Source organism: Cellulosimicrobium sp. NPDC055967 (assembly GCF_042269845.1).
In the GTDB taxonomy this organism is placed as follows: domain Bacteria; phylum Actinomycetota; class Actinomycetes; order Actinomycetales; family Cellulomonadaceae; genus Cellulosimicrobium.
Genome location: NZ_JBHJYJ010000001.1, coordinates 141,020 through 164,392, shown reverse-complemented (window position 1 = coordinate 164,392; position 23,373 = coordinate 141,020). Strand labels below are relative to the sequence as shown.

Here is a 23,373-nt window from a genome sequence, read left to right as displayed (position 1 = left end):
AGCCTACGCCGAGCGTGAGCGGAGGGGTCAGCGGGCGGCGTCGTCGCCGTCGTCGGACCCGTTGCTCGCCCCGGGGCGCGGGGCGTCGCCGTCGTCCTCGGTCCGTCCGTCCTCGGGCGTGTCCCGGCCGGCGGGAGGAGCGTCGTCCGCTGCGGGCGAGGGCGCCACGTCGCGGGCCTGGCGGCGCTGCTGCTGCTCGAGCCGCCAGAGGAACTCGGGGTCGTCGTCGGGCGCGAGCGGCGTGTTGCGGCGCCGGCGCGTGCCGCCGTTCGACGAGCCGCCCGACGGGCGGCCGGCCGCGTACCGCGAGCCCGAGCGCCCCGCGGAGCGCTTGACGAGGATCCAGGCGATCGGACCGAGGAACGGCAGCAGGATGATGAGGACGATCCACAGGCCCTTGGGGATGCCGCCGCGCTCCTCCTCGTCGCTCGAGGCGAGGTCGACGAGCGCGTAGACCGCGAGGCCGACGGCGATGAGGGGGAGCAGCACGCGAAGCATGGCTCCAGCCTACGGGCCGTACCCTGGACTCGTGCCTGTCGTGATCTACTCCGTCCTGCGTCTGCTGCTCTTCGCCGCCGCGCTGGGCGTCCTCTGGTTCGCCGGTCTCCGGGGCTGGCTGCTCGTCCTCGTCGCCGCGGTCGTCGCGCTCATGCTGTCCTACCTGACGCTCCGCAAGCCCCGTGAGGCGGCGTCGCGCTACCTCGCCGAGCGGGCCGAGCACCGTGCCCGGACGGGTGAGCGGTTCTCGCGCGAGATCGAGGACGACGCCGCGGCCGAGGACGCGGCGCTCGACGCGCAGGAGGACGCGGCCTCGACCGACGCGGACGCGACGCCGACCGAGCAGCCCGGGGCGCCGTCGGCCCGCTGAGCCCTCCGGCACAGGTCCGGACGGCGCTCAGAGCGCGAGCCCGACCCCCAGGAGCACGCCGTACGCGAGCTCGAACAGCCCGGTCCCGGCGAGCACCGGCACGAGGAGCGGCCCGCGTGCGCCCGCGATCACCGGGACCGTGAGCAGCACCGCGGGCAGCAGGAGCAGCAGGACGGCGAGCGACCAGGGCGCCGCGAACGCGCACACGACCGCCAGCAGCAGCGGGACCCAGATCATCGCGACGTAGGCCCGGCGGGCGCGGAAGTCGCCGAGCCGCACCGCAAGGGTCCGCTTGCCCGCGACGACGTCGGTGGGGATGTCCCGGATGTTGTTCACCATGAGGATCGCGCACGCGAGCAGGCCCACCGCGACCGCGCCGACGGCCGACGGCCACGTCACGACGCCCGCCTGCGTGTACGTGGTGCCGAGCGTGGCCACGAGCCCGAAGAAGACGAACACCCCGACCTCGCCGAGCCCGCGGTAGCCGTAGGGGTTGCGCCCGCCCGTGTAGTACCAGCCCGCGAGGATCGCGAGCGCGCCCACGGCGACCAGCCACCAGTGGCCGGTGACCGCACAGAGCACGAGCCCGAGCACGGCCGCGACGCCGAACGCGCCGAACGCCGCGGCGCGCACCTGGCCCGGCCGTGCGGCGCCGGTCGCGGTGAGGCGCATCGGGCCGACGCGGTCGAGGTCGGTGCCCCGGACGCCGTCGGAGTAGTCGTTGGCGTAGTTCACGCCCACCTGGAGCGCGAGCGCGACGCCGAGGGCCAGCAGCGCGGGCCAGAAGGCGAAGCCGTCCACCTGGGCCGCGGCGCCGGACCCGACGATGACGGGCGTGGCGGCGGCGGGGAGGGTGCGCGGGCGCGCGCCCGCGACCCACTCGGTGGTGCTGGCCATGGTGCTCCGTCTCGGTCGTGCGGGTCGTGCAGGGGGGTGGGACCTCGTGCGGCTCAGCCGGGGGAGACCTGGAGGTGCCCGACGGCGAGCCGCGCCACCGCGGCGCGGTCCACCTTGCCGGGCCCGCGGCGCGGGAGCTCCGCGACGACGAGCACGCGACGCGGTGCGGCCGCGCGCTCCAGCCTATCCGCGACGTGGTCCCGGACGGCGGCGACGAGCGCGGCCGGGGCGTCCGCGACCGCGTCCCCGGCGACGTGCCCGGGGCCGAGGGGCGTCGTCCGGGAGGTCGTGACGACCGCGACGACCTCCTGCCCCCACTCCGGGTGCGGCACGCCGACGACGCACGCCTCGCCCACGCCGTCGACCTCGCCGACGAGGGCCTCGACCGCGGCCGGAGCGACGTTGACGCCGCCCGAGACGACGACGTCGTCCGCCCGGCCGAGCACGGTGAGCGTCCGGCCGTCCGGCGGCCCGTCGAGCCGGCCGAGGTCGCTGGTGCGGAACCAGCGCGTGCCGTCGTCGTCGGTCCGGAACGCGTGCCCGGTCGCGTCGGGGTCACCGAGGTAGCCGTCCGCGAGGACGGGCCCGGCGAGCTCGACGACGCCCGCGGTCCCTCCCGGGGCGTCCGTCCCCTCCTGCGGCGCGCCGAGCCGCACGCGCACCCCCGCGAGCGGGACGCCGTCGTACACGCACCCGCCGCTCGTCTCCGTCATGCCGTAGGTCGTGACGACGCGCGCGCCCGCCGCCCGCGCGCGGCGCAGCAGGGCGGGAGGCGTCGCGGCACCGCCCAGCAGGACCGCGTCGAGGGCGCAGAGCGCGTCGAGGCCCGCCGTGCCGCCGTCGGCGCCCGCGTCCGCCGCGGCGAGGAGGCGGTGGAGCTGCGTGGGGACGAGCGACGCGTACCGCCGCTCGGCGGGCGGCGTGCGGCCGACGAGCGCCGCGAAGCCGGCGGGGGTGAAGGGCTCGTCCGGCGGCGCGACCGTGAGTCCCCGCCCGGCCGCGTGCGCGCGGGCGACGACCTGCACGCCCGCCACGTGCGTCGGGGGGAGCGCGAGGAGCCAGTGACCCGGGCCGCCCAGCCGGTCGTGCGTCGCGGCGCCCGAGGCCCGCAGCGCGGCCGCGGACAGCACGACCTCGCGCGGCTCGCCCGTCGAGCCCGACGTGCGCAGGACGAGCGCGGCGCCCGGCGGCACGTCGGCGCGCCCGGCCCGGGAGAGCGGCTCGACGGGCGCCACCGGGGCGCCCTCGCCGTCCAGGGCGGCGCCGACCGCCGCGACCAGGGCGTCGAGATCGGCGGGGACGACGGCGCGGTTCACCGGATCAGCGTAGGCCGGGCCGTAGGGTGGCCGGGAAACGCACGTCCGTCGCAGGGGCTGCCCCAGGACCGGGTCCTGGGCCGACGGGAAGGTCGAGGATGACGAGGACGGGACGAGGGTCCGGCGCGCTCCGGGCGGGGCTGGTCGCCGCGCTCGCCGCGGCGACGGTCCTGCTCGCGGGGTGCGGCGGCGAGCCGGCCGCGCCCACCACGGAGACGGTCGACGCGGACGTCTCCGCGGACAAGGGCACGCCGCCGGAGCCGGACGTGCCGCTGGTGTGGCCGCTCACCGGGGTCGCGGCCGAGGAGGTCGCCGACCGGCCGGCGCTCGCGGTGAAGATCGAGAACGCGCCGCAGGCGCGCCCGCAGACGGGCCTCGAGCAGGCCGACGTCGTGTGGGAGGAGGTCGTCGAGGGCGGTATCACGCGCTTCGTCGCCGTCTACCACTCGCAGGTCCCCGAGACCGTGGGGCCCGTCCGGTCCGTCCGGCCCATGGACCCGGCGATCGTCGGGCCGCTGCACGGGATCCTCGCGTACACCGGCGGCCAGGATCCCTTCGTCGACGCCGTCGGCGCGGCGGGCACCCAGTCGGTCGTGATGGACCACGGCGACGACGGGTTCACCACGACCCGGGCGCGCCGCGCGCCGCACAACGTGTACGGCAGCCCGGAGGCGTTCTGGGCCCAGGCCGACGGCGACCGCACGTCGCCCCCGCCCGCCCAGCTCGCCTTCGCCCGGGAGCCGGGGACCGCGACGGCCACCGTGGGGGGCGCGCCCGCGACGCGGCTCGACGTCCGGCTCACGCACGCGAGCCGCGCCGTGTGGGAGTGGAGCGCCGACGAGGGCCGGTACGTGCGCAGCGAGGGCGACACGCCCGCCGTGTCGTCGGACGAGGTGCGGCTCGCGGCCACGAACGTCGTCCTGCTCGCGGCGACGATGGAGAACACCTCGTTCAAGGACCCCGCGGGGGTGCCCGTCCCGGAGACGAAGCTCGTCGGGACCGGCGAGGGCGTCGTCGCGAGCGGTGGCAAGCAGGTGGCGGTGTCGTGGTCCAAGGAAGCCGTCGACGCCCCGCTCGTGCTCACCGGGGCGGACGGCGCGCCCGTCGAGCTCGAGCCCGGGGCGTCGTGGATCGAGCTCGTGCCGATCGGGTCGGGGAGCTGGGAGATCTCCTGACGGCCCCCTCGTCCGGTGGCGGACTCCCGGGTCCTCCCCACGGCGTACGACCGCTCCGCCCCGAGGGGGACCGCCGGCCACGCAGGTCGAGCCGCGGGGCCGACGCGCCGACGGGGTCCCGGGCGGCACCGTGGAGTCATGGCAACCGTCGTCCCGCACCCCGTCCACCCGTCCCAGCCCGGCACCCCCGGTGAGGGCGCCCCGCGCTCGACCGAGGGCCGGCTCCCGCCGTCCTACGCGCCGCGCACGCCGCGCGACGACGAGCCCGGCGTCGCCCGCTCGGCCGCGCCCGTCGCGATCTCGGTGGGGCTCCTGTTCGGCCTCGCCGTCGCCGCGGCGTTCGTCGGCCGCGGCCTCATCGAGATGCTGACGAGCTTCGTCGGCGGCTCCTGACCCGCAGGTCAGAACGCGTAGCCGAACCGGCCCCAGTCCGGGTCGCGGCGTTCGAGGAACGCGTCGCGGCCCTCCACGGCCTCGTCCGTGAGGTACGCCAGCCGCGTCGCCTCGCCCGCGAAGACCTGCTGGCCCATGAGCCCGTCGTCCGCGAGGTTGAACGCGAACTTGAGCATCCGGACCGCCTGCGGCGACTTCGTCGCGATCACCCGCGCGTACTCGATCGCGAGCGCCTCCAGGTCGGCGTGGTCCGCGACCTCGTTGACCGCGCCCCACTCGTACGCGTCCTGCGCCGAGTACTCCCGCGCGAGGAAGAAGATCTCCCGCGCCCGCTTCTGCCCCACCTGCCGCGCCAGGTACGCCGAGCCGTAGCCCCCGTCGAACGAGCCGACGTTCGCGTCGGTCTGCTTGAACCGCGCGTGCTCGCGGCTCGCGATCGACAGGTCCGCGACGACGTGCAGCGAGTGCCCGCCGCCGGCCGCCCACCCGTTGACGACCGCGACCACGACCTTGGGCATCGTCCGGATCAGCCGCTGCACCTCGAGGATGTGCAGGCGCCCCGCACGCCCCGGGTCGACGGCGTCGCGCGTGTGCACCTCGCCGCCGCCGTCGGGCGCGGTCGTGTACTGGTAGCCGGAGCGTCCGCGGATCCGCTGGTCGCCGCCCGAGCAGAACGCCCACCCGCCGTCCTTGGGCGAGGGCCCGTTGCCCGTGAGGAGCACGGTCCCGACGTCGGACGTCATGCGCGCGTGGTCGAGCACGCGGTACAGCTCGTCCACGGTGTGGGGGCGGAACGCGTTGCGCACCTCGGGCCGGTCGAACGCGACGCGCACGACGGGCAGGTCGCGCACGACGGCGCCGTCCACGTCGCGCTCCACGCCCCGGTGGTAGGTGACGTCGGTCAGCTCCTCGAACCCGGCGACGTCGCGCCAGGCGCTCGGGTCGAACGTCTCGGACACCTGGCGCGGGAGCGCGTGCGGGCGGGGGGCGTCGGCGGGGGTGGCGGGGGCGGGGTCGGTGCTGCTCACGACCGTCACGGTAGCCGCTGCGGGGCGAGACCCGCGCTCGGTGCGGGGGCCGGCCCCTCGACGCGGCGTGCGGGCGCCGGCACGTCGGGGCGCCGCGACGTCGTCGCGAGGCCGAGGACGAGTCCCGCCCCGACGACGAGGGTCCCGACGAGGGAGCGGGCGTCGAGCGCCTCGAACCCGAGGGCGACGGAGGCCCCGAGCGCCGCGACGGGCAGGAGACCCGCGAACAGCCCGGCCCGCGCGGGGCCGATCGCGGCGAGCCCGGAGTACCAGAGCAGGAACGCCACGGCCGTGACGACGACGGCGAGGTACGCGAGCGCGGCGAGCTCGGCCGCGTCGGGCACGACGAGGAACGGCTGCCCCGTGACCTGCTGCCGGACGAGGCCGAGCAGCGCGAGCTGCGGGACGGCCAGGACGCACGCGTACGCGGAGACGCGCAGCGCACCGAGCGTCGGCAGGAGCGGCACGGCGAGCAGCGAGAAGCACACCTCGCACGCGAGCGCGCCGAGCGCGAGCGCGACGCCGACGGGGTCGCCGGCGCCGCCGCCCTCCACGACCACGACGCCGGCCGTCACCACGGCCGCCGCCGCGAGGGTCCGGACCGCGACGCGGCGCGCCCGCAGCGCGGCCGCCGCCGCGAGCACGACCGGCGAGGCACCGACGACCGCCCCGACGAGGGACGGGTCCGCGCGGCCCGCGCTCTCGACGACGAGGACGCTGAACCCCACGAGCCCGGTCGCGGCGAGCGCGAGGAGGCGCAGCAGCGCGCGCGGCGACGGCAGGACCCACGGCACGCGGCGCGCGGCGAGGACGGCGAGCAGGACGAGCGCCGCGACGGCGTAGCGCGCGGCCTGCCCGCCGAGCACCGGGAAGTCGGCGAGGGCGGCGGACGCGACGAACGACGAGCCGACGATCACCATGCCGGCGGCGCACCGGACGTCGCCCGACCGCGCGGTTCCGGGGCGGTCGGGTGCGCGGTCGGACGGAACGCCGCGGGGAGAGCGAGGAGCGAGGGTCATGCGTCGACGGTAGGGACGAGCCTGGACCAGGGTGCAGGTCCAGATCGTGCCTGGTTCACTGGGCCAGATGACGACCCGGACCGAGCCCGACGCGCTGCTGCTCCTCCTCGGGCCGCGCCCGGGTCGTGACGTCGGCCGCTGGCTGCAGGCCGGCCTGCGCGCGGCCGTGGCGGACGGGCGCCTCGAGGCGGGCGCCGTGCTCCCGTCGAGCCGCGACGCGGCGGCGGCGCTCGGCGTCTCGCGCGGCACGGTGACCACCGCCGTCGACGTGCTCGTCGGGGAGGGGCTGCTCGTGGCCCGGCCCCGGTCGGGGGTGGTCGTCGCGGCGCTGCCCGCGCCGCCGTCGGGCCGTGCGGGGACCGTGGCGCCCCGCACGGGCGGTGCGGCGCCCGGCACCTGGCCCGACACCGAGCCCGGCTCGGGGCCCCGCCCGGCGCCGGGGGCGCGGCCGGTGAGCGTCGGCACGCCCGACCCCGCGCTCTTCCCCCGCGCCGCGTGGGCGCGCGCCGTGCGCGACGGGGTGCGGGGACTGGCCGACGCGGACCTGGGCTACCCGGACCCGCAGGGGCTGCCGGCGCTGCGCGAGGCGCTCGCGGTCCACCTGCGCCGCGCGCGGGGGGCCCACGTCGCGGCGGAGGACGTGGTGGTGGTGAGCGGGGTCGCGCAGGCGCTCTCCCTCCTCGCCCGGCTGCTGACGGCAGGCCGGGTCGCGGGCGCACGACCCGCGGGGCCCGTGCGCGTGGCGGTCGAGGACCCGTCGTCGCGCGGGGCGCTCGAGCTGCTGCGCGACGCCGGCCTGCAGACCGTCGGCGTGCCCGTGGACGTCGAGGGCCTGCGCGCGGACCTGCTGCCCGACGACGCCCGCGCCGTCCTCGTGACGCCCGCCCACCAGTTCCCGCGCGGGGTCGTGCTCGGTCCCGCGCGACGGCGCGCCCTGCTCGCCTGGGCCGCGGCGGGCGACCGCCTCGTCCTCGAGGACGACTACGACGCCGAGCTGCGCTACGACCGGGAGCCGGTCGCCTCGGTGCAGGCCCTGGACCCGGAGCGCGTCGTGCTGCTCGGCTCCGTGTCGAAGCTGCTCTCGCCCGCGCTGCGGCTCGGCTGGGTCGTGGTGCCGCCGCGCGTCGTCGGGCCCCTGGTGGAGGCGAAGCGGCACGCGGACCTCGGGACGTCCGTGCCCGAGCAGGCGGCGCTCGCGGCGCTGCTCGGGTCGGGTGCCTACCAGCGCCACCTGCGCCGGGCCCGGCTCGTGTACCAGCGGCGGCGGCGCCTGCTGCTCGACGCGCTCGCGCGCGCCCTGCCGGGGGTCGAGGTGGGCGGGGTCGCCGCCGGGCTGCACCTCGTCGTCCCGCTCCCGGGCCCGGCCGCCGAGCGCGCCGCGGTCGCCGGGCTGCTGGCGGCGGGGGTGCCCGCCGAGCCGCTGAGCGGGACGGGGGTGGACCGCCACGAGCCGGGGGTGGTGGTCGGCACCGCGCGCGTGCGCGACGGCGACGTCGAGCGCGTGGTCCGCGTGCTGCGGGCGGCGTCCTTGACCGGCTCCGAGAAACTGGTACGTTAGTACCAGTTCTGCGCACGACGGCGGGCCTGCCACCCGGTGCGCCGACCCGAGGGAGTCTCCCCATGGCATGGATCGTCCTCATCCTCTCCGGCATGCTCGAGGCCGGCTGGGCTCTCAGCCTCAAGGCGTCGCACGGCTTCACGAAGCTGTGGCCGAGCGTCGGGTTCGTCGGCATGCTCGTCCTGAGCATGGTCGGCCTGAGCATCGCCCTGAAGTCCCTGCCCGTCGGCGTGGCCTACGGTGTCTGGGTGGGGATCGGCGCGTCGCTCACCGCCGTCCTCGCCGTCGTCCTGTTCGACGAGCCCGTGACGGTCCTCAAGGTGATCTCCCTCGTGCTGATCGTCGCCGGCGTCGTCGGGCTCAACCTCTCCGGGGGAGGGCACTGACACCGATGCCGACCGAGACCGTCGACCCGCGGCCCGCGCCGCGCCGCCAGGCGCGCGGCGTGGCGCGCCGCGACGCGATCGTGCGCGCCGCCGTGGACCTCATCCTCCAGGAGGGGCCCGCCGCGGTGACCCACCGGGCCGTCGCGTCCCGGGCCGACGTCCCGCTCGCCGCCACGACCTACTACTTCACCGGCCTCGACGACCTCATCGGCGCGGCCGGCGAGGTCGTCGTCGCCGGGTGGGCGGACCACGCGCGCGGCGCCGCCGAGCGGGCCGCGCGGGGCGGGGACCACGCGCGCCAGGACGCGCACGTGCTCGTCGACGCCGTGCTGCCTCCCGGCGGCGAGAGCGAGCTGCGCGGCTTCTACGAGCACCTCGTCGGCGCGGGCCGCTACCCGGCGCTCGCGCGCGCGTACGGCGAGGGCCGCCAGGGGCTCGACGACGCCGTCGGCCAGCTCCTCGCGGTGCGCGGCCTCGCGTCCGTGCCGCCCGGGCTGCTCGTCGCCGTGGTGGACGGGGCCGCCGTGAGCGCGCTCAGCGAGGGCCGGGACGTGCGCGAGCTCGCCGTGCAGCTCGTCGGCGACCTCGTCGGCCGGGCGCGCGCCGCCTGACGACCGCGCGGGGGACGGCGCGGGCACCACGCCGGACCGCCGGGATAGCCTCGCGGCCCATGAGCACCCGACCGTCGCCCGCCCGACCCGCGCTGCGCGACCGCCTGGTCCCGGAGAGCGTCCGCTCGCTCACCTCGACCGGCGTCGCCCTCGTGCTGGGACCCCTCGCCGCCGTCCTCGCGGCGCGCCCGCTCGGGCTCGACGACGACACCGCGCCCGTCGCGGCCGGCCTCCTCGTGTGGGTCCTGCTGTCGGGCCTGTACTGCGCGCTCACGTGCGTGGCGTTCGCCGGGCGCCGCGGGCCCGCGCTCGAGCGGGCGCTCGTCGCCGCGCACCCCGAGGGCCGGGGCCGGGCGCGCACGTGGCTCCTCGGCGGGGGGTCCGCGGCGTGGTCGGTCCAGTTCGCGCTCATGGCACTCCTCGTCGGCTTCGTGCTCGCGCAGGGGGTCGCGTGGGCCGCCGTCCCCGCGATCACGGTGCTGGGCGTCGCGGTGATCGTCGTCTCGTGGGTGACGGTCCTCGTCTCCTACTCCGTGCACTACGCCCGGCGCGACGTCGCCGCGGGCGACGACGGGTTCGCCTTTCCCGGGCGGGGGCCGCGCGCCTTCGCCGACTACGTCTACCTCGCCGCGGGCGTGAGCACGACGTTCTCCACCGCCGACGTGACCGTGCTCGACACCGCCACGCGCCGGATGGTCACGACCCACGCCGTCGTGGCGTTCGCGTTCAACGCGGTGATCGTGGCGCTCGTCGTCGTGGTGCTCGTCAACGCGTGAGCGGGGACCCGGCGCCGGGCGGCGTGCGGCCGCCCGCGGTGGCCTAGCCTGGAGGCGTGCCCGACCGCCTCGAGACCGTCGTCTACCGCACCCCCCTGACCACGCGGTTCCGCGGGCTCGACGTCCGCGACGGCGTGCTGCTGCGCGGGGAGGCCGGGTGGGGCGAGTTCTCGCCGTTCTGGGACTACGACGACGCCGAGTCGTCCGCCTGGCTCCGGGCCGCCCGCGAGGCGGCCGACGAGGGCTGGCCCGCCGCCGTCCGCGACCGCGTGCCCGTCAACGTCACCGTCCCCGCCGTCGGGCCCGACCGTGCCCGCGCGCTCGTCGCCGCGTCCGGCGGGTGCCGCACCGCCAAGGTCAAGGTCGCCCAGCGCGGACCCGACGGGACGCTCGAGCCCGTGGCCGCGGAGGTCGCGCGCCTCGAGGCCGTGCGCGACGCCCTCGGGCCGGGCGGGCACGTCCGGGTCGACGCCAACGGTGGGTGGGACGCCGACGAGGCCCTGCGGCGCCTGCCGCTCCTCGACCGCGCCGCGGGCGGGCTCGAGTACGTCGAGCAGCCGTGCGCGGACGTCGCGGGGCTGGCGGCCGTCCGGCGCGGGCAGCCGGGCGACACGGCCGTGCCCGTGGCCGCGGACGAGTCGGTCCGCCGCGCCGAGGACCCGCTCGCCGTGGTGCGGGCCGACGCCGCGGACGTCGTCGTCCTCAAGGTCCAGCCCCTCGGCGGCGTGCGCGCGTGCCTCGAGCTCGCCGAGCAGGTCGGGCTCCCCGTCGTCGTGTCGTCCGCGCTCGAGTCGTCCGTGGGCATCGCCGCGGGCGTCGCGCTCGCCGCCGCGCTCCCGGAGCTCCCGTACGCGTGCGGGCTCGCGACCGTGAACCTCTTCGCGGCCGACGTCGTCGACCACCCGCTCGTCCCCGTCGACGGCGCCCTGCCCGTGACCCGCCCGGTCCCCGCCCAGGCGGCGCTCGCGGCGACCGCGCCCGACCCGGACACCGAGCGGCGCTGGCGCGAACGCCTCGACCGGGTCGCCGCCCGGCTCGCGACCGCGGGCGGTGCACGGTGAACCCGGTGCACCCGCTCGACGACGACGCGACGCCCGTCGACCCGCTCCTGCACGGCCTCGACGAGCAGCCGCCCGCGGTCCGCAGCGCGTTCGCGCTCGTCCACCGGCTGCTGCACGAGGGCGTCGCGGACGTCGTCCTCGCGCCGGGCTCCCGCAGCGCCCCGCTCGCGTACGCGCTCGCGGCCGCCTCCGACGCGGGCCTGCTCACGCTGCACGTGCGCGTCGACGAGCGCGCGGCCGGCTTCCTCGCGCTCGGCCTGTCGCGCGGCGCCGGGCCGCTCGTGCGCGGCGGCGTCGAGCTGCCCCGCCCGGTCGCCGTCGTCACGACGTCGGGGACGGCCGTCGCGAACCTGCACCCCGCGGTGCTCGAGGCGCACCACACGGGCGTCCCGCTCGTGCTCCTCACCGCGGACCGCCCCCACGAGCTGCGCGGCACGGGCGCGAACCAGACGACGCACCAGGCCGGGATCTTCGGCCCGGCCGTGCGGTTCGCCGCGGACGTCCCGGCGCCCGACGGCCGCCCCGGGGAGGTGCGCGACCTCCTCGCCGTCGTGACGCGCGCGCTCGGGGAGGCCACCGGCACCCGGCGGGGGCACCCCGGACCCGTGCACCTCGACCTCGCGTACCGCGAGCCGCTCGTCCCGGTCGTCGTCCCCGTCGTCGGAGCCGTCGCCGGACCGGGCGTCGGGCCGGGCGCCGGCGCGCTCGCGCTGCCCGGCGCCGACCCCCTGGGCGCGGTCGCGCCCGCCGCGGTGCTCCCCGGCCGCACCGTCGTCGAGGCCTCCGTGCCCGCGCCCGGCGCGCGCACCGTGGTCGTGGCCGGCGACGGCGCGGGTCGGGCCGCCCGCGACCTCGCCGAGGCGCACGGCTGGCCGCTGCTCGCCGAACCCTCGTCGGGGGCGGCCGGAGGCCCGAACCACGTCGTCGCGCACGCTCTCGTGCTCGGCGTCGACGCGCTGGTGGCCGACGTCGAGCACGTCGTCGTGCTCGGCCGGCCGACGCTCTCGCGTCCCGTGCAGCGCCTGCTCGGGCGGTGGGACGTCACGGTGAGCGTCGTCGCGCCCGGCGCCGGCCCGTGGCCCGACGCCGCGCGCAACGCCTCGACCGTGCTGCCGGCCGTCCCCGCGGCCTGGCTCGACCCGCGCCCCGACGACCGCGCGGCCGCGACGAGCGACCCCTCGGCCGGTTCCGGGTGGCTCTCCCGCTGGCGCGCGGCCTCCGCCGCCGCGGGCGCGGTGGTCGCCGCCGCGAGCGACGGCTCGCGGGCCGACGGCCCGAGCGTGGCGCGCGCCGTGGTGGGCGCGTGCGGTCCGGACGACCTGCTCGTCGTCGGGTCGTCCAACCCCGTGCGCGACCTGGCCCTCGTGCTCGGCCTCGACGCCGACGCGCCGCGCGTCCTGGCGAACCGCGGCCTCGCCGGGATCGACGGCACCGTGTCCACCGCGCTCGGCGCGGCGGTCGCCACGGCCCGCCCGCACCGGCGCACGCGCGCGCTGCTCGGCGACCTCACGTTCCTCCACGACGCCGGCGGCCTGCTGCGCGGTCCGCACGAGCCGCACGTCGACCTGCAGCTCGTCGTGGTGAACGACGACGGCGGCTCGATCTTCGCCGGGCTCGAGCCGGGCGCGCTGGGGGAGACGTCGGAGGCGGCGGGCCGCACGTTCGAGCGCGTCTTCGCGACCCCGCACGGGGCCAACCTGGCCCAGCTCTGCGCGGGCTACGGCGTGGACCACCAGCTCGTGCAGGACGTCCCGTCGCTGCGGCACGCGCTGGCCGCGCCGAGCCACGGCGTCCAGGTCCTCGAGGTGCGCGTACCCCGCGCGGACCGGCGCGAGGCGGGGCAGCGCCTCGCCGGGAGCGTCCACGAGGCGGTGCGCGCGGCGCTCGCCTGAACTCGCAGCAAACTCCCAGGCTCGTTCAAGCGTCGTTCAAGCGCGCGGGTGTGAAGTGGTGGGCAGAAACGAGGAGGCCCACCATGACCCACACCCCGGGCACCGAGCCCACCCCCACCACGCCGACCACCGACGCACCGGCCGCCGCGGCGCCGGCGCCCACGACGCCCGGTGCGACGACGCCCGCCGCCGCGGAGCGCGCCGCGACGGTCGCCGTCGAGACGCCCGCGCAGCCGCCGGCCCCGGCCGCCGCGACGCAGCCCCTCCCGGCCGCGGACCCCGCCCCGGCCGCCGCCGGCGAGCTGGCGCCCGCGTACCCCACGACGCACCCGACGCAGCCGCTCGCCGCGCCGCAGCACGTGCAGCACGTCGCGCCGCCCCGGCCCGCGCCGTCGGGGCACGCGGCCGCGACGCCGATGCACGACCCGTACGCGCGCCCCGCCCAGGGCGCCCCCGCCGGTCCGCACGCGCCGTCGGGCGCCTACGGCCCGCCGCCCGCACCGCCGGTCCCGGTGGCGCAGGGCGCGGACGGCGCCCCGCGGCGTCGCCGCACGTGGGTGCCGGTCGTGAGCGCGGCCGCCGCGGCCGCGGTCCTCGCGAGCGTCGGCACCGCCGGCCTCACCGGCGCGTTCGGCACCGACCAGGACTCGGCGTCGCTCGCCGACGTCGGCCAGCACCAGGAGAACACGGCCGCGCCCGTCTCCGACTCGTCCTCGCAGAACCCGAACTGGGAGTCCGTGACGAAGGCCGTCTCACCGTCGGTCGTCGCGATCCAGGTGCAGACCCAGCAGGGTGGCGCCGAGGGGTCGGGCGTCATCATCGACGACAAGGGCCACGTGCTCACGAACAACCACGTCGTGTCCGGCGCGGAGAACGACACCGTCCAGGTGACGCTCAGCGACGGCCGCCTCTTCGAGGCGAAGATCGTCGGGCTCGACCCGGCGACGGACCTCGCCGTCGTGCAGCTCGTCGACGCGCCCGACGACCTGCAGCCCGCGACGCTCGGCGACTCCGACGACGTGAGCGTCGGCGAGTCGGTCCTCGCGGTCGGCAACCCGCTCGGCCTCGCGAACACCGCGACGACCGGCATCGTGTCGGCCGTGGACCGCCCGGTCTCCGCGTCGGGCGAGGACGGCGGGACGTCCGTCGTGACGAACGCCATCCAGATCGACGCCGCGATCAACCCCGGCAACTCCGGCGGCCCGCTGTTCGACGCGCAGGGTCGCGTCATCGGCATCACGTCGTCGATCGCGACGCTGTCGGGAGGCGGCACCCAGTCCGGCTCGATCGGCCTCGGGTTCGCCATCCCCGTGAACCTCGCGAAGTCGATCAGCGAGCAGCTCATCGCGAACGGCACCGCCGAGCACGCGTTCCTCGGCGTGACGCTCGCGGACGCCACCGCGACCGCGGACGGCGTCACGCGTCGCGGTGCCGAGGTCCAGGAGGTCACCGACGGGTCGCCCGCGGCCGACGCCGGCATCCGGTCCGGCGACGTGATCGTCGCGATCGACGGCCACGCCGTCGGCGGCGCCGAGTCGCTCACCGCCTTCGTGCGCGAGCGCGCCGCGGGCGCGAAGTCCACGCTGACCGTGGTGCGCGACGGCAAGACGCTCGAGCTCGACGTCACGCTCGCCACGCGCCCCGCGGACGACGAGACCACCGGCCAGGGCCAGCTCCCGGGCCAGGACGGCAGCCAGGGCGGTCAGGGGCAGCTCCCCGGCCAGGGCGAGCAGGGCGGCGACCAGGGCCAGCAGACCGACCCGACCGACCCGGGCAACGTGCCGAACCCGTTCGACTGGTTCTTCGGCGGCCAGGGCTGACCCTGGCGGGCGCCCCGCGAGGGGCGCCCACGATCTGCGGGGGCGGGTCGTCGTGCCGGCACGCGCGACCCGCACCCCGCGCCACGTCCCGCCGCGACCCCTGAACGCGGCGGGCGGGTGCCCGGGCCACGGACGTCCCCCCGCGGTCCGGGCACGCACCGAGCGGCCGGCACGGATCCCGTGCCGGCCGCTCGTCGTCGGTGCGGCCCCGCTCAGTCGGCGGCGGCGGGGCTCGGAGCCCACGGAGCGTCGCCGCCGGCCGCGGCCGGCGCGGCCGGTGCCTCCACGCGCTTGGTGAAGAAGCCGGCCGTCTCGGCGTAGCCGCCGGAGACGTAGAACTCCTTGGAGAGACCGGTCGCGAGCCCGACGCGGCGCGCCCCGACCTCGGCGGCCCACTCCTCGGCGCTCTCGAGCAGGTGGCGCCCGATGCCCTGGCGGCGGTGCGGCCCGAGGACCGCGACCTCCTCGACCCGGCAGACGACGCCGCTGGACGCGAAGGTCAGGTGCCGGTTCGCGAGCAGGTACCCCACGACGCCGTGGTCGGGCAGCTCCGCGACCGCGAAGTACGTGTCGAGCGCGGCGAGCAGGGGGCCGAAGGACCGCTCGAACGCCTCCCGCTCGGGGTCGTGGCGAGGCAGCTCCAGGACGAGCGGCCACACCGCGTCGCGGTCGGCGACGACGGCCCGGCGGACCAGCACGCCGGACGGGGAGGCGGAGCGAGGACGGGAAAACTGGGAGGAGTCGGACACCTCCCGAAACCTAGCAGCGCCGCGGGCGCCCGGCCCGGTCGTCCGGGTGGCGGTCGAAAGTCGACGGGGGTGACGTTCCGCACGCAGGCACGCAGGCGTGACCGCCCGGACGAGGCGGACGGCGCGTCGCGGTCCTCAGGCTCCGCCGAGCGCGTAGCGCATCGGCTCGAGCTTCGCCTCGGACTCGGCGACCTCGGCCGCCGGGTCGGAGGCGGCGACGATCCCGCAGCCCGCGAACAGCCGCACCGACCGGGGGTCCGTCGCCGAGAGCTCGGCCGAGCGCAGCGCGATGCCCCACTCGCCGTCGCCGTCCGCGCCGAGCCACCCGACGGGCCCGGCGTACCGGCCGCGGTCCATGCCCTCGATCTCGCGGATCACGTCGCGCGCGACGCTCGTCGGCGTGCCGCACACGGCCGCCGACGGGTGCAGGGCCGCGGCGAGCGCGAGGCTCGTGGGCCCCGCCGCGGTGCGGGTCGGGGTGCCGCCCGGCGTCGTCGGCGCGACCGCGCCGCGCGCGAGGACCGCGGTCACGTCCGACGCGAGGTGCATGACGTTCGGCAGGTGCAGCACGAACGGCGCGTCGGGGACGTTCATCGACGAGCAGAACGGGGCGAGGGCCTGCGCGACCGACCGCACGGCGTACTCGTGCTCCTCGAGGTCCTTCGACGACCGGGCGAGCTGGGCCGCCCGCAGGAGCGCCTCGTCGTCGGACAGCCCGCCGCGGCGGATCGTCCCCGCGAGCACGCGCGACGTGACGAGACCCTTCTCGCTGCGGACCAGGAGCTCGGGCGTCGCGCCCACGAGGCCGTCGACGGAGAACGTCCAGCACGCCTCGTACGCCGTCGCCAGGCGCGCGAGCAGCCAGCGCGGGTCGACGGGCTCGGCCGTGTGCGCGACGACGTCCCGCGCCAGCACGACCTTCTCGAGCGCGCCGGAGCGGATGCGCTCGACGCCCTCCGCCACGACGGCGGCCCAGTCGTCGGCCCGCAGCGCGCCGTCGTGCCACGCGACCTCGCCGGGCGCCGTGACGGGGGTGCGCGGCGTGCGGCGCAGCGCGTCCGTCGGGGAGGACGACAGGGAGCCGGCGGTGTCGACGGTCGTGAGCCACGCCTGGCCGTCGCGTCGGCCGACGACGACGCGCGGCACGACGAGCACGCCGCCCGCGCGGACCGGGTCGTGGGCGTCGTCGCCGGGGGCGGAGTCGTCGAACGCGAACGAGCCGAACGCGACCGGACCCGTCCCGGGCAGCCCCACCTCGTCGCGCACGACGGCGCGCGCGAGCGTCTCGTGCCACGCGGCCTCGGCGTCGGCGAACCGGCCCGGGCCCCACGTCTCGAGCCGCAGCGCCTCGCCCCAGCCCACGATCCCGTCGCCACGGCGCACCCAGGCGAGGGGCCGCGCGTCGGGCAGGAGGTCGACGAGGGCGCCCAGGCCGCCGGGCAGGTCGGGGACCCGGGTGGTCCGCACGACGATGCTCGGCCGGGGTCGGGGCTGTGCGGCCGTGGCCGACGGTTCTGCAGTCATCGCCTCCCAGCGTAAGCCGCGCGCGCGGGTGCGCCCTGCGGTGCGAGGACGTGGAAGCATGGGCGGCATGCCCCGCGCCAACCTGGACAAGAAGCCCTCCGAGGTCGCGTCGATGTTCGACGGGATCGCCTCGCGCTACGACCTCACGAACGACATCATGTCGTTCGGCCAGGACCGTGCCTGGCGCCGGGCGACGGTGCGCGCGGTCGGCGCGCTGCCGGGGGAGAAGGTCCTCGACCTCGCGGCCGGGACCGGGACGTCGTCCGAGCCGTTCGCCGACGACGGGGTGCGCGTCGTGCCCTGCGACTTCTCGTTCGGCATGCTCCAGGTCGGCAAGGAGCGCCGGCCCGACCTCCCGTTCGTCGCCGGCGACGCGACGCGCCTGCCGTTCGCGGACGGGACGTTCGACGCCGTGACGATCTCGTTCGGCCTGCGCAACGTCGTCGACACCGACGGGGCGCTGCGCGAGATGCTGCGCGTCGTGCGGCCGGGCGGGCGCGTCGTGATCTGCGAGTTCTCGACCCCGACGTGGGCGCCGTTCCGGGTCGTCTACCAGGAGTACCTCGTGCAGGCCCTGCCGCGCATCGCCGCCGCGGTGACGCGCGAGGGCGGCTCGTACGAGTACCTCGCGGAGTCCATCGCGGCCTGGCCCGACCAGGTCGGGCTCGGCCGGCTCCTGCTCCGCGCGGGCTGGGAGAAGGTGGCCTACCGCAACCTCTCCGGCGGGATCGTCGCGCTCCACCGGGGCACGCGCCCCGCCTGACCCCACCGCCCGGCCCGGGCCCCGGCCGGCGGCGACTTCACCCGTACCGCACGGCGCCCGGGCGAGCCGGTCCGCGTCGTCCGACCTATCGTCGAGGGACGAGCGCGGCCAACGGGGGCCCGCGCGCGGTACGTAGGGGGCACGACATGGAACGCCTGACCAAGGGTGCGCTGGCGATCGGGGCGGGGGCGCTGCTCCTCCTCGGAGGGGCCGGGACCTACGCGCTGTAGTCCGACTCGCAGGCCGTCGCCGAGGCGGGGGACATCAGCTCCGGTGATCTGGACCTCGCCCTGGGGACGGCCGCCTGGACGCTCAACGGGACCGCGGTCGCGGACGTCACGGCCGTCCGCATCGTCCCGGGCGACGTGCTGGCGTTCAGCCAGCCGGTCACCGTGACCGCGACCGGCGACTCGCTGCAGTCGACGCTCGCCGTCGCGGGCACGGACACGCTCACGGGCGACCAGGCGCTCCTCGACGCGCTCGACGTGGCGTTCGTGCTCGACGGCCCGCCGTCGTGGGCGACGGACAACGGCGACGGGACGTTCGAGGTCGCGCCGTCGACCGCGGCCTACCCGGCGGTCGACGCCGACGTCACGCTGACGTTCGACGAGACCACGCCGGACCAGGTCGCGACGAGCTCGGTCGTGAACCTGTCGAGCCTGACGTTCACGCTCGAGCAGCACCTCTGAGAGGCCCACGGTGGGCGTCGACCGCTCCCGCCGCCGCGCACGGCCGCACGGTCCGACCCCGGACCAGGGGGCGGGCCGCGTCCCTCGCGGCCGTGCCGTCGCGCGGGGCGCCGTCGTGCTCGCGCTCGCCGCGCTCCCGCTCTCGGCGGCCGCGGCGTGGGCGACGTGGTCGGCCTCGCAGCCGGTCAGCGGCGCGGACGTGCGGTCGGGCGTGCACGGGGACGGCCCTGCCCGCCGGGACGCTCAGCCCGCAGACGTACGCGCGGGGCGCGACGACGCAGGTGTGCGTCCGCTACACGTTGCCCGCGGGGAGCCCGAGCGACTGGCAGGGCCTGAGCGCCCAGGTCGCGGTGACGGTCACGCTCGAGAGCAGGCCGTCGTGACGCGCGGCGCCCGGCTCCGGGTGGTCGCCGCGCTGGCCGTGGCGCTCGCGCTCGTCGGCGGCCCGGCCGTCGCGTGGTGGACGGCGAGCGGGTCGCTCTGGACGACGGCGTCGGCGGCGACGATCCCCGCCCCGACCGGGACGACGTGCACGACGACGGGCACCAACCTCGCGCGGAGCGCGACCGTGCGGTGGACCGCCCCGACGCCCGCCCCGGCCCGCTACCGCGTGACGATCGCGGGAGGCGGGCAGTCGACGACCACCGAGACCACGGCGACGCAGCTCGTCATCACCGAGTCGCTGCTCGGCGGGCTCCGGCAGTCGATCCTCGACCTGCTGCTGGGCGGCACGATCCTGCAGGTCAGCGTCCAGTCCGTGCACGCGTCGGGATGGGTCTCCGTCCCGGGCAACGCGGTCCCGGTCCGCGGCGCGCTCCTCGCGGGCACCGGGCTCTCGGGAGTCTCCTGTGGCTGAGCGGCCCCGCGGCGGGCGGCACCGCGAGCGCGGCACGACGCGGCGGCACGGGCCGCTCGCCCGGGCGCTCGGCGTGCTCGCGCTCGGGTGCGCCGTCGCTCTCGCGCTCGTGGGGGTCGTCGTGCCGCTCGTGCTGGGGGCGACGCCGTACACGGTGCTCACCGGGTCGATGCGGCCGACGTACGCGCCCGGGACGATGGTCGTCGTGCGGCCGGTCGACGTCGCGCGCGTCGCCCCGGGCGACGTCGTGACGTACCAGCTCGCGTCGGGCCGGCCGGAGGTCGTCACCCACCGGGTCGTCGCCGTCGGGGTGGGGCCCGACGACGCGCGGGTCCTCACGACGCAGGGCGACGCGAACGCCGCGCCCGACCCGGAGCCCGTCCGGCCCGTGCAGCTCCGCGGGTCCGTCGTCTACGCGGTCCCGCTGCTCGGGTGGGTGAGCTCCGCGGTGTCGGGCGACACGCGCCGCACCGTCGCCGTCGTGGCCGCCGCCGGGCTCCTCGGGTGGGGCGCCTGGCAGGTCGCGGCGGGACTGCGCGAAGGTTCGCGGCGCCGCAGGACCCCGGCGGTGGTCCCGTGAGCCGGGGCCCGGCCCGAGGGTCGCTCCGCGCGCTCGCCGGCGTGCTGCTCGCGGCCGTGCTCGCCGGGCCGGGCCAGGCGGCGGTGGGGACGACGGCGAGCACCGCAGCGGGGACCTCGTTGGGGGCCTCGTCCGGCGCCGGCGCCGGCGCCGCGCCGGGGGAGGAGGACGCGCTCCGGCTGAGCGCCGACGGCGCGACGTGGGCGACGGGCCTCCCGGCGTCCCTGTTCGGCCCGGACGCGCTCGTCGTGCCGGGGGCGACCGTCGCGCGCGACCTGTGGGTCCGCAACGACGGCCCGACGGCGGCGCGCGTCCTCGTGGACCTCGCCGCCGACGTCGACCCGGCCGTCGCGCGGACCGGGCTCGGCGCGTGGCTCGACGTCCGGCTGGACGGCGTGGCGCCGGGCGCCGCGACGTGGGAGGGGCCCGTGCTCGACCCCGGGGAGGTGGGCCGGGTGGAGGTGAGCGGCGCGATGTCGGCGGACGCGCCGTCGTCCACGCGCCGGTCGGTCGCCGGGGTGCTGGAGGCGGTGCACCTCGTGGGCGTCCCGGGGACCGGCCCGGCGCCGGCCCCGGGGGAGCCGCCGTCGACCGGCCCCGCCCTGGCGCGCACCGGGGCCGACACGTGGTGGCTCGCGACCGCGGCGGCGCTCGCGGTCGGCGCCGGCCTGGCGCTCGCCCGCCTGGGACGAGGGCACGCAGCGTCGTCCGGCGGCCGCTGACCTGCGGCGACGCGCGGCGGAGGCTCGCCGCGCGACCGGGGGCGGCGCGGGGAGGCTAGGCCATCGCCGCGCCGGCCCCCTTGCCCGCCGGTCCCGATCCACAGGGCCGGGAGTCGCCGCGCGCGAGGACCTTCGTCACAAGATCTCCCAGGGAAGGGTCACCTTGCTACACATCCCGCGTCGGGAGTGACTAGAGTGACGATGTCCATTGTGACCGACTTCACAAGGACCGTGGGTGCGCCGTGTCCCGACCCGGGTCACGGTGGACCACCAGGAGATGTCCCGACGACCGGACGGTGAGGTGAGCACGGTGGGCGCGAGGCTCGACGACGCCGACGTCATCGTCGTGGGCGCGGGTCCGGCGGGCTCCGCGGCGGCCCACTACTGCGCCGCCGCCGGCCTCAGCGTCCTCCTGCTCGAGAAGTCGTCGTTCCCGCGCGACAAGATCTGCGGCGACGGCCTGACGCCGCGCGCGGTCGCCGAGCTCGTGCGCATGGGCGTCCCGACGCGCGCCGAGGACGGCTGGATCCGGAACCAGGGCCTGCGCGTCGTCGCGAGCGGCCGCTCGTGGGAGCTCGCGTGGCCCGACCTCGCGTCGTACCCGAGCTACGGCATGGCCCGCGCCCGCCACTCGTTCGACCGCACGCTCGCCGAGCACGCCCAGCGCACGGGGGCCAAGCTCCTCGAGCGCACCGCGGTCACGGGCCCCGTGCTCGACGAGCGCACCGGACGCGTCGTCGGCGTCACCGCTCGGCCGGTGGACGACAAGGGTCGGCGTGCGGGCGACGAGGTCACCTACCGCGCGCCCGTCGTCGTCGCGGCCGACGGCGTCTCGTCGCGCTTCGCGCTCGCGCTCGGCCTCGCGCGGCGCGAGGACCGCCCGATCGGCGTCGCCGTCCGCACGTACTTCCGCACCCCGCGCCACGACGACCCGTGGATGGAGTCCCACCTCGAGCTGTGGGACGGCAAGCCCCGCGAGTCGAACCTGCTGCCGGGGTACGGCTGGATCTTCTCGCTCGGCGACGGGACCGCGAACGTCGGGCTCGGCTCGGTGAGCTCGACCCCGGCGCGCCAGTCGGCCGCGAACGTCGACTACAAGGACCTCTTCGCCACCTGGATGCGCAACGCGCCCGAGGAGTGGGAGTTCACGGAGGAGAACCGGCTCGCCCCCGTGCGCGGCGCGGCGCTCCCCATGGGCTTCAACCGCACGCCGCTGTACACGCGCGGCGTGCTCCTCGTGGGCGACTCGGGCGGCATGGTCAGCCCGTTCAACGGCGAGGGCATCGCGTACGCGATGCAGGCCGGGCGGGCGGCGGCCGACGTCGTCGCCCAGTCGCGCGTGCGGCTCACCGACGGCGGCCGCGAGCGCGCGCTGCAGACCTACCCGCGGATCATGCGCCGCGAGCTGGGCGGCTACTACACGCTCGGCCGGTACTTCGTGAAGCTCATCGAGCACCCCGAGATCATGCGGATCTGCACGCGCTACGGGCTCCCGCGCCCGGTCGTCATGCGGTTCGTGCTCAAGCTCCTGTCCGACTGCTACGAGCCCCGCGGCGGCGACTGGGTCGACCGCGTCATCGCGGGGCTGACGAGGGTGGTGCCCTCGTCATGAGCCCACGAGGTGGGCCCGCAACGACGCGGGCGCTCGCACCACCTGCAGGTCTTCCCGGGCACCGCCCGGGCGTCCCCGTCCCGAGCCCCCACTCGAGGAGTACGCGATGACCAACCCGTACGTACCGCTTCTCGTCCTCATGGGCGTGGCCGCCGTGCTGGCTCTCGGCGGTGTCGCCGCGAGCGCGGTCATCGGCCCCAAGCGGTACAACCGCGCCAAGCTCGACGCCTACGAGTGCGGCATCGAGCCCACGCCCCACGCGATCGGCGGCGGGCGCTTCCCGATCAAGTACTACCTCGTCGCCATGACGTTCATCGTCTTCGACATCGAGGTCGTCTTCCTCTACCCGTGGGCGGTCGACTTCGCGACGCTCGCGACCTTCGGCCTCGTCGCGATGCTCGCGTTCCTCGCGCTCATCACGGTCCCGTTCGTCTACGAGTGGCGCCGGGGTGGTCTCGAGTGGGACTGAGCAGGCGACCGATCGTTCGCGCCAGCGGGCACCGGCGAGAGAACTAGGAGAACACCATGGGGATCGAGGAGGCTCCCTCGGGCTTCTTGCTCACCACGATCGAGGACCTCGCGGGGTACCTGCGCAAGGCGTCGCTGTGGCCCGTGACGTTCGGGCTCGCGTGCTGCGCCATCGAGATGATGGCCGCCGGCGCGTCGCGGTTCGACCTGTCGCGCTTCGGCATGGAGGTCTTCCGGGCCTCGCCGCGCCAGGCGGACCTCATGATCGTGGCCGGGCGCGTGAGCCAGAAGATGGCGCCGGTCGTGCGGCAGGTCTACGACCAGATGAGCGAGCCCAAGTGGGTGCTCTCGATGGGCGTGTGCGCGTCCAGCGGCGGCATGTTCAACAACTACGCGATCGTGCAGGGCGTCGACCACATCGTGCCCGTGGACATCTACCTGCCCGGCTGCCCGCCGCGGCCGGAGATGCTCATCAACGCGATCCTGGCGCTGCACGACCAGATCCAGCACGAGCCGCTCGGCGTGAACCGCAAGGAGGCGGCGCGCGCCGCCGAGGCGGCCGCGCTCGAGGCGACGCCCACGTTCCAGATGAAGGGGCTGCTGCGGTGAC

At 77.3% G+C, this 23,373-nt stretch carries 24 protein-coding genes and 1 pseudogene; 18 read left to right on the top strand and 7 right to left on the bottom strand.

The annotated features are described in order from the left end of the window. Nucleotides 1-27: 27 nt before the first annotated feature. On the bottom strand, nucleotides 28-498 hold the full coding sequence (locus ACFC2L_RS00785; protein ID WP_375822342.1) for a PLD nuclease N-terminal domain-containing protein: 471 nt from the start codon (nucleotides 496-498) through the stop codon (nucleotides 28-30). Between the two features lie 31 nt (nucleotides 499-529). On the opposite strand from ACFC2L_RS00785, the gene ACFC2L_RS00780 reads away from it, so the two are divergent. Continuing rightward, the gene (locus ACFC2L_RS00780; protein WP_375822341.1) at nucleotides 530-868 is read left to right on the top strand and encodes a DUF4229 domain-containing protein; all 339 of its coding nucleotides are present in this window, start codon (nucleotides 530-532) and stop codon (nucleotides 866-868) included. A 27-nt stretch (nucleotides 869-895) separates the two neighbouring features. Here ACFC2L_RS00780 and ACFC2L_RS00775 read toward each other — a convergent pair whose 3' ends face one another. Then, nucleotides 896-1,765 carry a 1,4-dihydroxy-2-naphthoate polyprenyltransferase gene (locus ACFC2L_RS00775; RefSeq protein ID WP_375822340.1) on the bottom strand — a complete coding sequence of 290 codons (870 nt, stop codon included), beginning with the start codon at nucleotides 1,763-1,765 and terminating at the stop codon, nucleotides 896-898. A 53-nt stretch (nucleotides 1,766-1,818) separates the two neighbouring features. Further along, nucleotides 1,819-3,081 (bottom strand): AMP-binding protein, encoded by a 1,263-nt coding sequence (locus ACFC2L_RS00770; protein ID WP_375822339.1) that lies wholly within the window; start codon nucleotides 3,079-3,081, stop codon nucleotides 1,819-1,821. Between the two features lie 98 nt (nucleotides 3,082-3,179). Here ACFC2L_RS00770 and ACFC2L_RS00765 point away from each other — a divergent pair, with 98 nt between their 5' ends. Both ACFC2L_RS00765 and ACFC2L_RS00760 read left to right on the top strand, forming a co-directional pair. Next, nucleotides 3,180-4,256 carry a DUF3048 domain-containing protein gene (locus ACFC2L_RS00765; protein ID WP_375822338.1) on the top strand — a complete coding sequence of 359 codons (1,077 nt, stop codon included), beginning with the start codon at nucleotides 3,180-3,182 and terminating at the stop codon, nucleotides 4,254-4,256. A 138-nt stretch (nucleotides 4,257-4,394) separates the two neighbouring features. Continuing rightward, entirely contained in the window at nucleotides 4,395-4,649 is a 255-nt protein-coding gene (locus ACFC2L_RS00760) for a hypothetical protein (RefSeq protein ID WP_375822337.1), read from the top strand. A gap of 8 nt (nucleotides 4,650-4,657) precedes the next feature. Here the strand turns inward: ACFC2L_RS00760 and ACFC2L_RS00755 are convergent, their stop codons facing one another. Together ACFC2L_RS00755 and ACFC2L_RS00750 are read right to left on the bottom strand one after the other, a co-directional pair. Then, nucleotides 4,658-5,677: a 1,4-dihydroxy-2-naphthoyl-CoA synthase gene (locus ACFC2L_RS00755; protein WP_375822336.1), complete on the bottom strand. Its 1,020-nt coding sequence runs from the start codon at nucleotides 5,675-5,677 to the stop codon at nucleotides 4,658-4,660. Between the two features lie 5 nt (nucleotides 5,678-5,682). After that, entirely contained in the window at nucleotides 5,683-6,696 is a 1,014-nt protein-coding gene (locus tag ACFC2L_RS00750; protein ID WP_375822335.1) for an EamA family transporter, read from the bottom strand. A gap of 67 nt (nucleotides 6,697-6,763) precedes the next feature. Here ACFC2L_RS00750 and ACFC2L_RS00745 point away from each other — a divergent pair, with 67 nt between their 5' ends. From ACFC2L_RS00745 to ACFC2L_RS00715, 7 genes are all read left to right on the top strand, one after another. Continuing rightward, a complete protein-coding gene (locus tag ACFC2L_RS00745) occupies nucleotides 6,764-8,254 on the top strand; it encodes a PLP-dependent aminotransferase family protein (protein WP_375822334.1) in 1,491 nt (496 codons plus the stop codon). Between the two features lie 62 nt (nucleotides 8,255-8,316). Next, nucleotides 8,317-8,640, top strand: coding sequence for a DMT family transporter (locus tag ACFC2L_RS00740; protein ID WP_375822333.1), 324 nt, complete (start codon nucleotides 8,317-8,319; stop codon nucleotides 8,638-8,640). A gap of 5 nt (nucleotides 8,641-8,645) precedes the next feature. Then, nucleotides 8,646-9,251 carry a TetR/AcrR family transcriptional regulator gene (locus tag ACFC2L_RS00735; protein WP_375822332.1) on the top strand — a complete coding sequence of 202 codons (606 nt, stop codon included), beginning with the start codon at nucleotides 8,646-8,648 and terminating at the stop codon, nucleotides 9,249-9,251. Nucleotides 9,252-9,310: 59 nt separating this feature from the next. Further along, nucleotides 9,311-10,027 carry a DUF1345 domain-containing protein gene (locus ACFC2L_RS00730; protein WP_375822331.1) on the top strand — a complete coding sequence of 239 codons (717 nt, stop codon included), beginning with the start codon at nucleotides 9,311-9,313 and terminating at the stop codon, nucleotides 10,025-10,027. A 56-nt stretch (nucleotides 10,028-10,083) separates the two neighbouring features. Continuing rightward, nucleotides 10,084-11,088, top strand: a complete 1,005-nt coding sequence (locus ACFC2L_RS00725) for an o-succinylbenzoate synthase (protein WP_375822330.1) — start codon at nucleotides 10,084-10,086, stop codon at nucleotides 11,086-11,088. Nucleotides 11,089-11,093: 5 nt separating this feature from the next. Next, complete coding sequence (menD, locus tag ACFC2L_RS00720) at nucleotides 11,094-12,980, top strand: 2-succinyl-5-enolpyruvyl-6-hydroxy-3-cyclohexene-1-carboxylic-acid synthase (RefSeq protein ID WP_375822329.1); 1,887 nt, start codon at nucleotides 11,094-11,096, stop codon at nucleotides 12,978-12,980. An 83-nt stretch (nucleotides 12,981-13,063) separates the two neighbouring features. Further along, nucleotides 13,064-14,800, top strand: coding sequence for a S1C family serine protease (locus ACFC2L_RS00715; RefSeq protein ID WP_375822328.1), 1,737 nt, complete (start codon nucleotides 13,064-13,066; stop codon nucleotides 14,798-14,800). A 212-nt stretch (nucleotides 14,801-15,012) separates the two neighbouring features. Here the strand turns inward: ACFC2L_RS00715 and ACFC2L_RS00710 are convergent, their stop codons facing one another. Next, nucleotides 15,013-15,549 carry a GNAT family N-acetyltransferase gene (locus ACFC2L_RS00710; RefSeq protein WP_375822327.1) on the bottom strand — a complete coding sequence of 179 codons (537 nt, stop codon included), beginning with the start codon at nucleotides 15,547-15,549 and terminating at the stop codon, nucleotides 15,013-15,015. 135 nt (nucleotides 15,550-15,684) lie between these two features. Further along, complete coding sequence (locus ACFC2L_RS00705; protein ID WP_375822326.1) at nucleotides 15,685-17,073, bottom strand: isochorismate synthase MenF; 1,389 nt, start codon at nucleotides 17,071-17,073, stop codon at nucleotides 15,685-15,687. 67 nt (nucleotides 17,074-17,140) lie between these two features. On the opposite strand from ACFC2L_RS00705, the gene ACFC2L_RS00700 reads away from it, so the two are divergent. From ACFC2L_RS00700 to ACFC2L_RS00665, 8 genes and pseudogenes are all read left to right on the top strand, one after another. Next, the gene (locus ACFC2L_RS00700) at nucleotides 17,141-17,836 is read left to right on the top strand and encodes a demethylmenaquinone methyltransferase (RefSeq protein WP_375822744.1); all 696 of its coding nucleotides are present in this window, start codon (nucleotides 17,141-17,143) and stop codon (nucleotides 17,834-17,836) included. A 251-nt stretch (nucleotides 17,837-18,087) separates the two neighbouring features. Continuing rightward, nucleotides 18,088-18,525, top strand: a pseudogene (locus ACFC2L_RS00695) (alternate-type signal peptide domain-containing protein); the annotation flags it as partial. Nucleotides 18,526-18,904: 379 nt separating this feature from the next. Continuing rightward, the gene (locus ACFC2L_RS00690; RefSeq protein ID WP_375822325.1) at nucleotides 18,905-19,381 is read left to right on the top strand and encodes a hypothetical protein; all 477 of its coding nucleotides are present in this window, start codon (nucleotides 18,905-18,907) and stop codon (nucleotides 19,379-19,381) included. Then, nucleotides 19,374-19,961, top strand: coding sequence for a signal peptidase I (locus ACFC2L_RS00685; protein ID WP_375822324.1), 588 nt, complete (start codon nucleotides 19,374-19,376; stop codon nucleotides 19,959-19,961). Before ACFC2L_RS00690 ends, ACFC2L_RS00685 begins: the two co-directional genes overlap by 8 nt. Continuing rightward, nucleotides 19,958-20,683, top strand: a complete 726-nt coding sequence (locus ACFC2L_RS00680) for a hypothetical protein (protein ID WP_375822323.1) — start codon at nucleotides 19,958-19,960, stop codon at nucleotides 20,681-20,683. Before ACFC2L_RS00685 ends, ACFC2L_RS00680 begins: the two co-directional genes overlap by 4 nt. Before the next feature lie 277 nt (nucleotides 20,684-20,960). After that, nucleotides 20,961-22,295, top strand: a complete 1,335-nt coding sequence (locus ACFC2L_RS00675; protein WP_375822322.1) for a geranylgeranyl reductase family protein — start codon at nucleotides 20,961-20,963, stop codon at nucleotides 22,293-22,295. A 106-nt stretch (nucleotides 22,296-22,401) separates the two neighbouring features. Further along, nucleotides 22,402-22,764, top strand: coding sequence for an NADH-quinone oxidoreductase subunit A (locus ACFC2L_RS00670; protein ID WP_047234407.1), 363 nt, complete (start codon nucleotides 22,402-22,404; stop codon nucleotides 22,762-22,764). Between the two features lie 56 nt (nucleotides 22,765-22,820). Next, entirely contained in the window at nucleotides 22,821-23,372 is a 552-nt protein-coding gene (locus tag ACFC2L_RS00665; RefSeq protein WP_047234408.1) for an NADH-quinone oxidoreductase subunit B family protein, read from the top strand. The last annotated feature ends 1 nt before the right edge of the window (nucleotide 23,373 follow it).

Coding starts and splice junctions, on each gene's coding strand:
- ACFC2L_RS00665 (WP_047234408.1), top strand. CDS start 22,821: ATGGGGATCGAGGAGGCTCCCTCGGGCTTCTTGCTCACCACGATCGAG.
- ACFC2L_RS00760 (WP_375822337.1), top strand. CDS start 4,395: ATGGCAACCGTCGTCCCGCACCCCGTCCACCCGTCCCAGCCCGGCACC.
- ACFC2L_RS00670 (WP_047234407.1), top strand. CDS start 22,402: ATGACCAACCCGTACGTACCGCTTCTCGTCCTCATGGGCGTGGCCGCC.
- ACFC2L_RS00765 (WP_375822338.1), top strand. CDS start 3,180: ATGACGAGGACGGGACGAGGGTCCGGCGCGCTCCGGGCGGGGCTGGTC.
- ACFC2L_RS00785 (WP_375822342.1), bottom strand. CDS start 498: ATGCTTCGCGTGCTGCTCCCCCTCATCGCCGTCGGCCTCGCGGTCTAC.
- ACFC2L_RS00675 (WP_375822322.1), top strand. CDS start 20,961: ATGTCCCGACGACCGGACGGTGAGGTGAGCACGGTGGGCGCGAGGCTC.
- ACFC2L_RS00700 (WP_375822744.1), top strand. CDS start 17,141: ATGCCCCGCGCCAACCTGGACAAGAAGCCCTCCGAGGTCGCGTCGATG.
- ACFC2L_RS00740 (WP_375822333.1), top strand. CDS start 8,317: ATGGCATGGATCGTCCTCATCCTCTCCGGCATGCTCGAGGCCGGCTGG.
- ACFC2L_RS00730 (WP_375822331.1), top strand. CDS start 9,311: ATGAGCACCCGACCGTCGCCCGCCCGACCCGCGCTGCGCGACCGCCTG.
- ACFC2L_RS00735 (WP_375822332.1), top strand. CDS start 8,646: ATGCCGACCGAGACCGTCGACCCGCGGCCCGCGCCGCGCCGCCAGGCG.
- ACFC2L_RS00715 (WP_375822328.1), top strand. CDS start 13,064: ATGACCCACACCCCGGGCACCGAGCCCACCCCCACCACGCCGACCACC.
- ACFC2L_RS00745 (WP_375822334.1), top strand. CDS start 6,764: ATGACGACCCGGACCGAGCCCGACGCGCTGCTGCTCCTCCTCGGGCCG.
- ACFC2L_RS00775 (WP_375822340.1), bottom strand. CDS start 1,765: ATGGCCAGCACCACCGAGTGGGTCGCGGGCGCGCGCCCGCGCACCCTC.
- ACFC2L_RS00705 (WP_375822326.1), bottom strand. CDS start 17,073: ATGACTGCAGAACCGTCGGCCACGGCCGCACAGCCCCGACCCCGGCCG.
- ACFC2L_RS00750 (WP_375822335.1), bottom strand. CDS start 6,696: ATGACCCTCGCTCCTCGCTCTCCCCGCGGCGTTCCGTCCGACCGCGCA.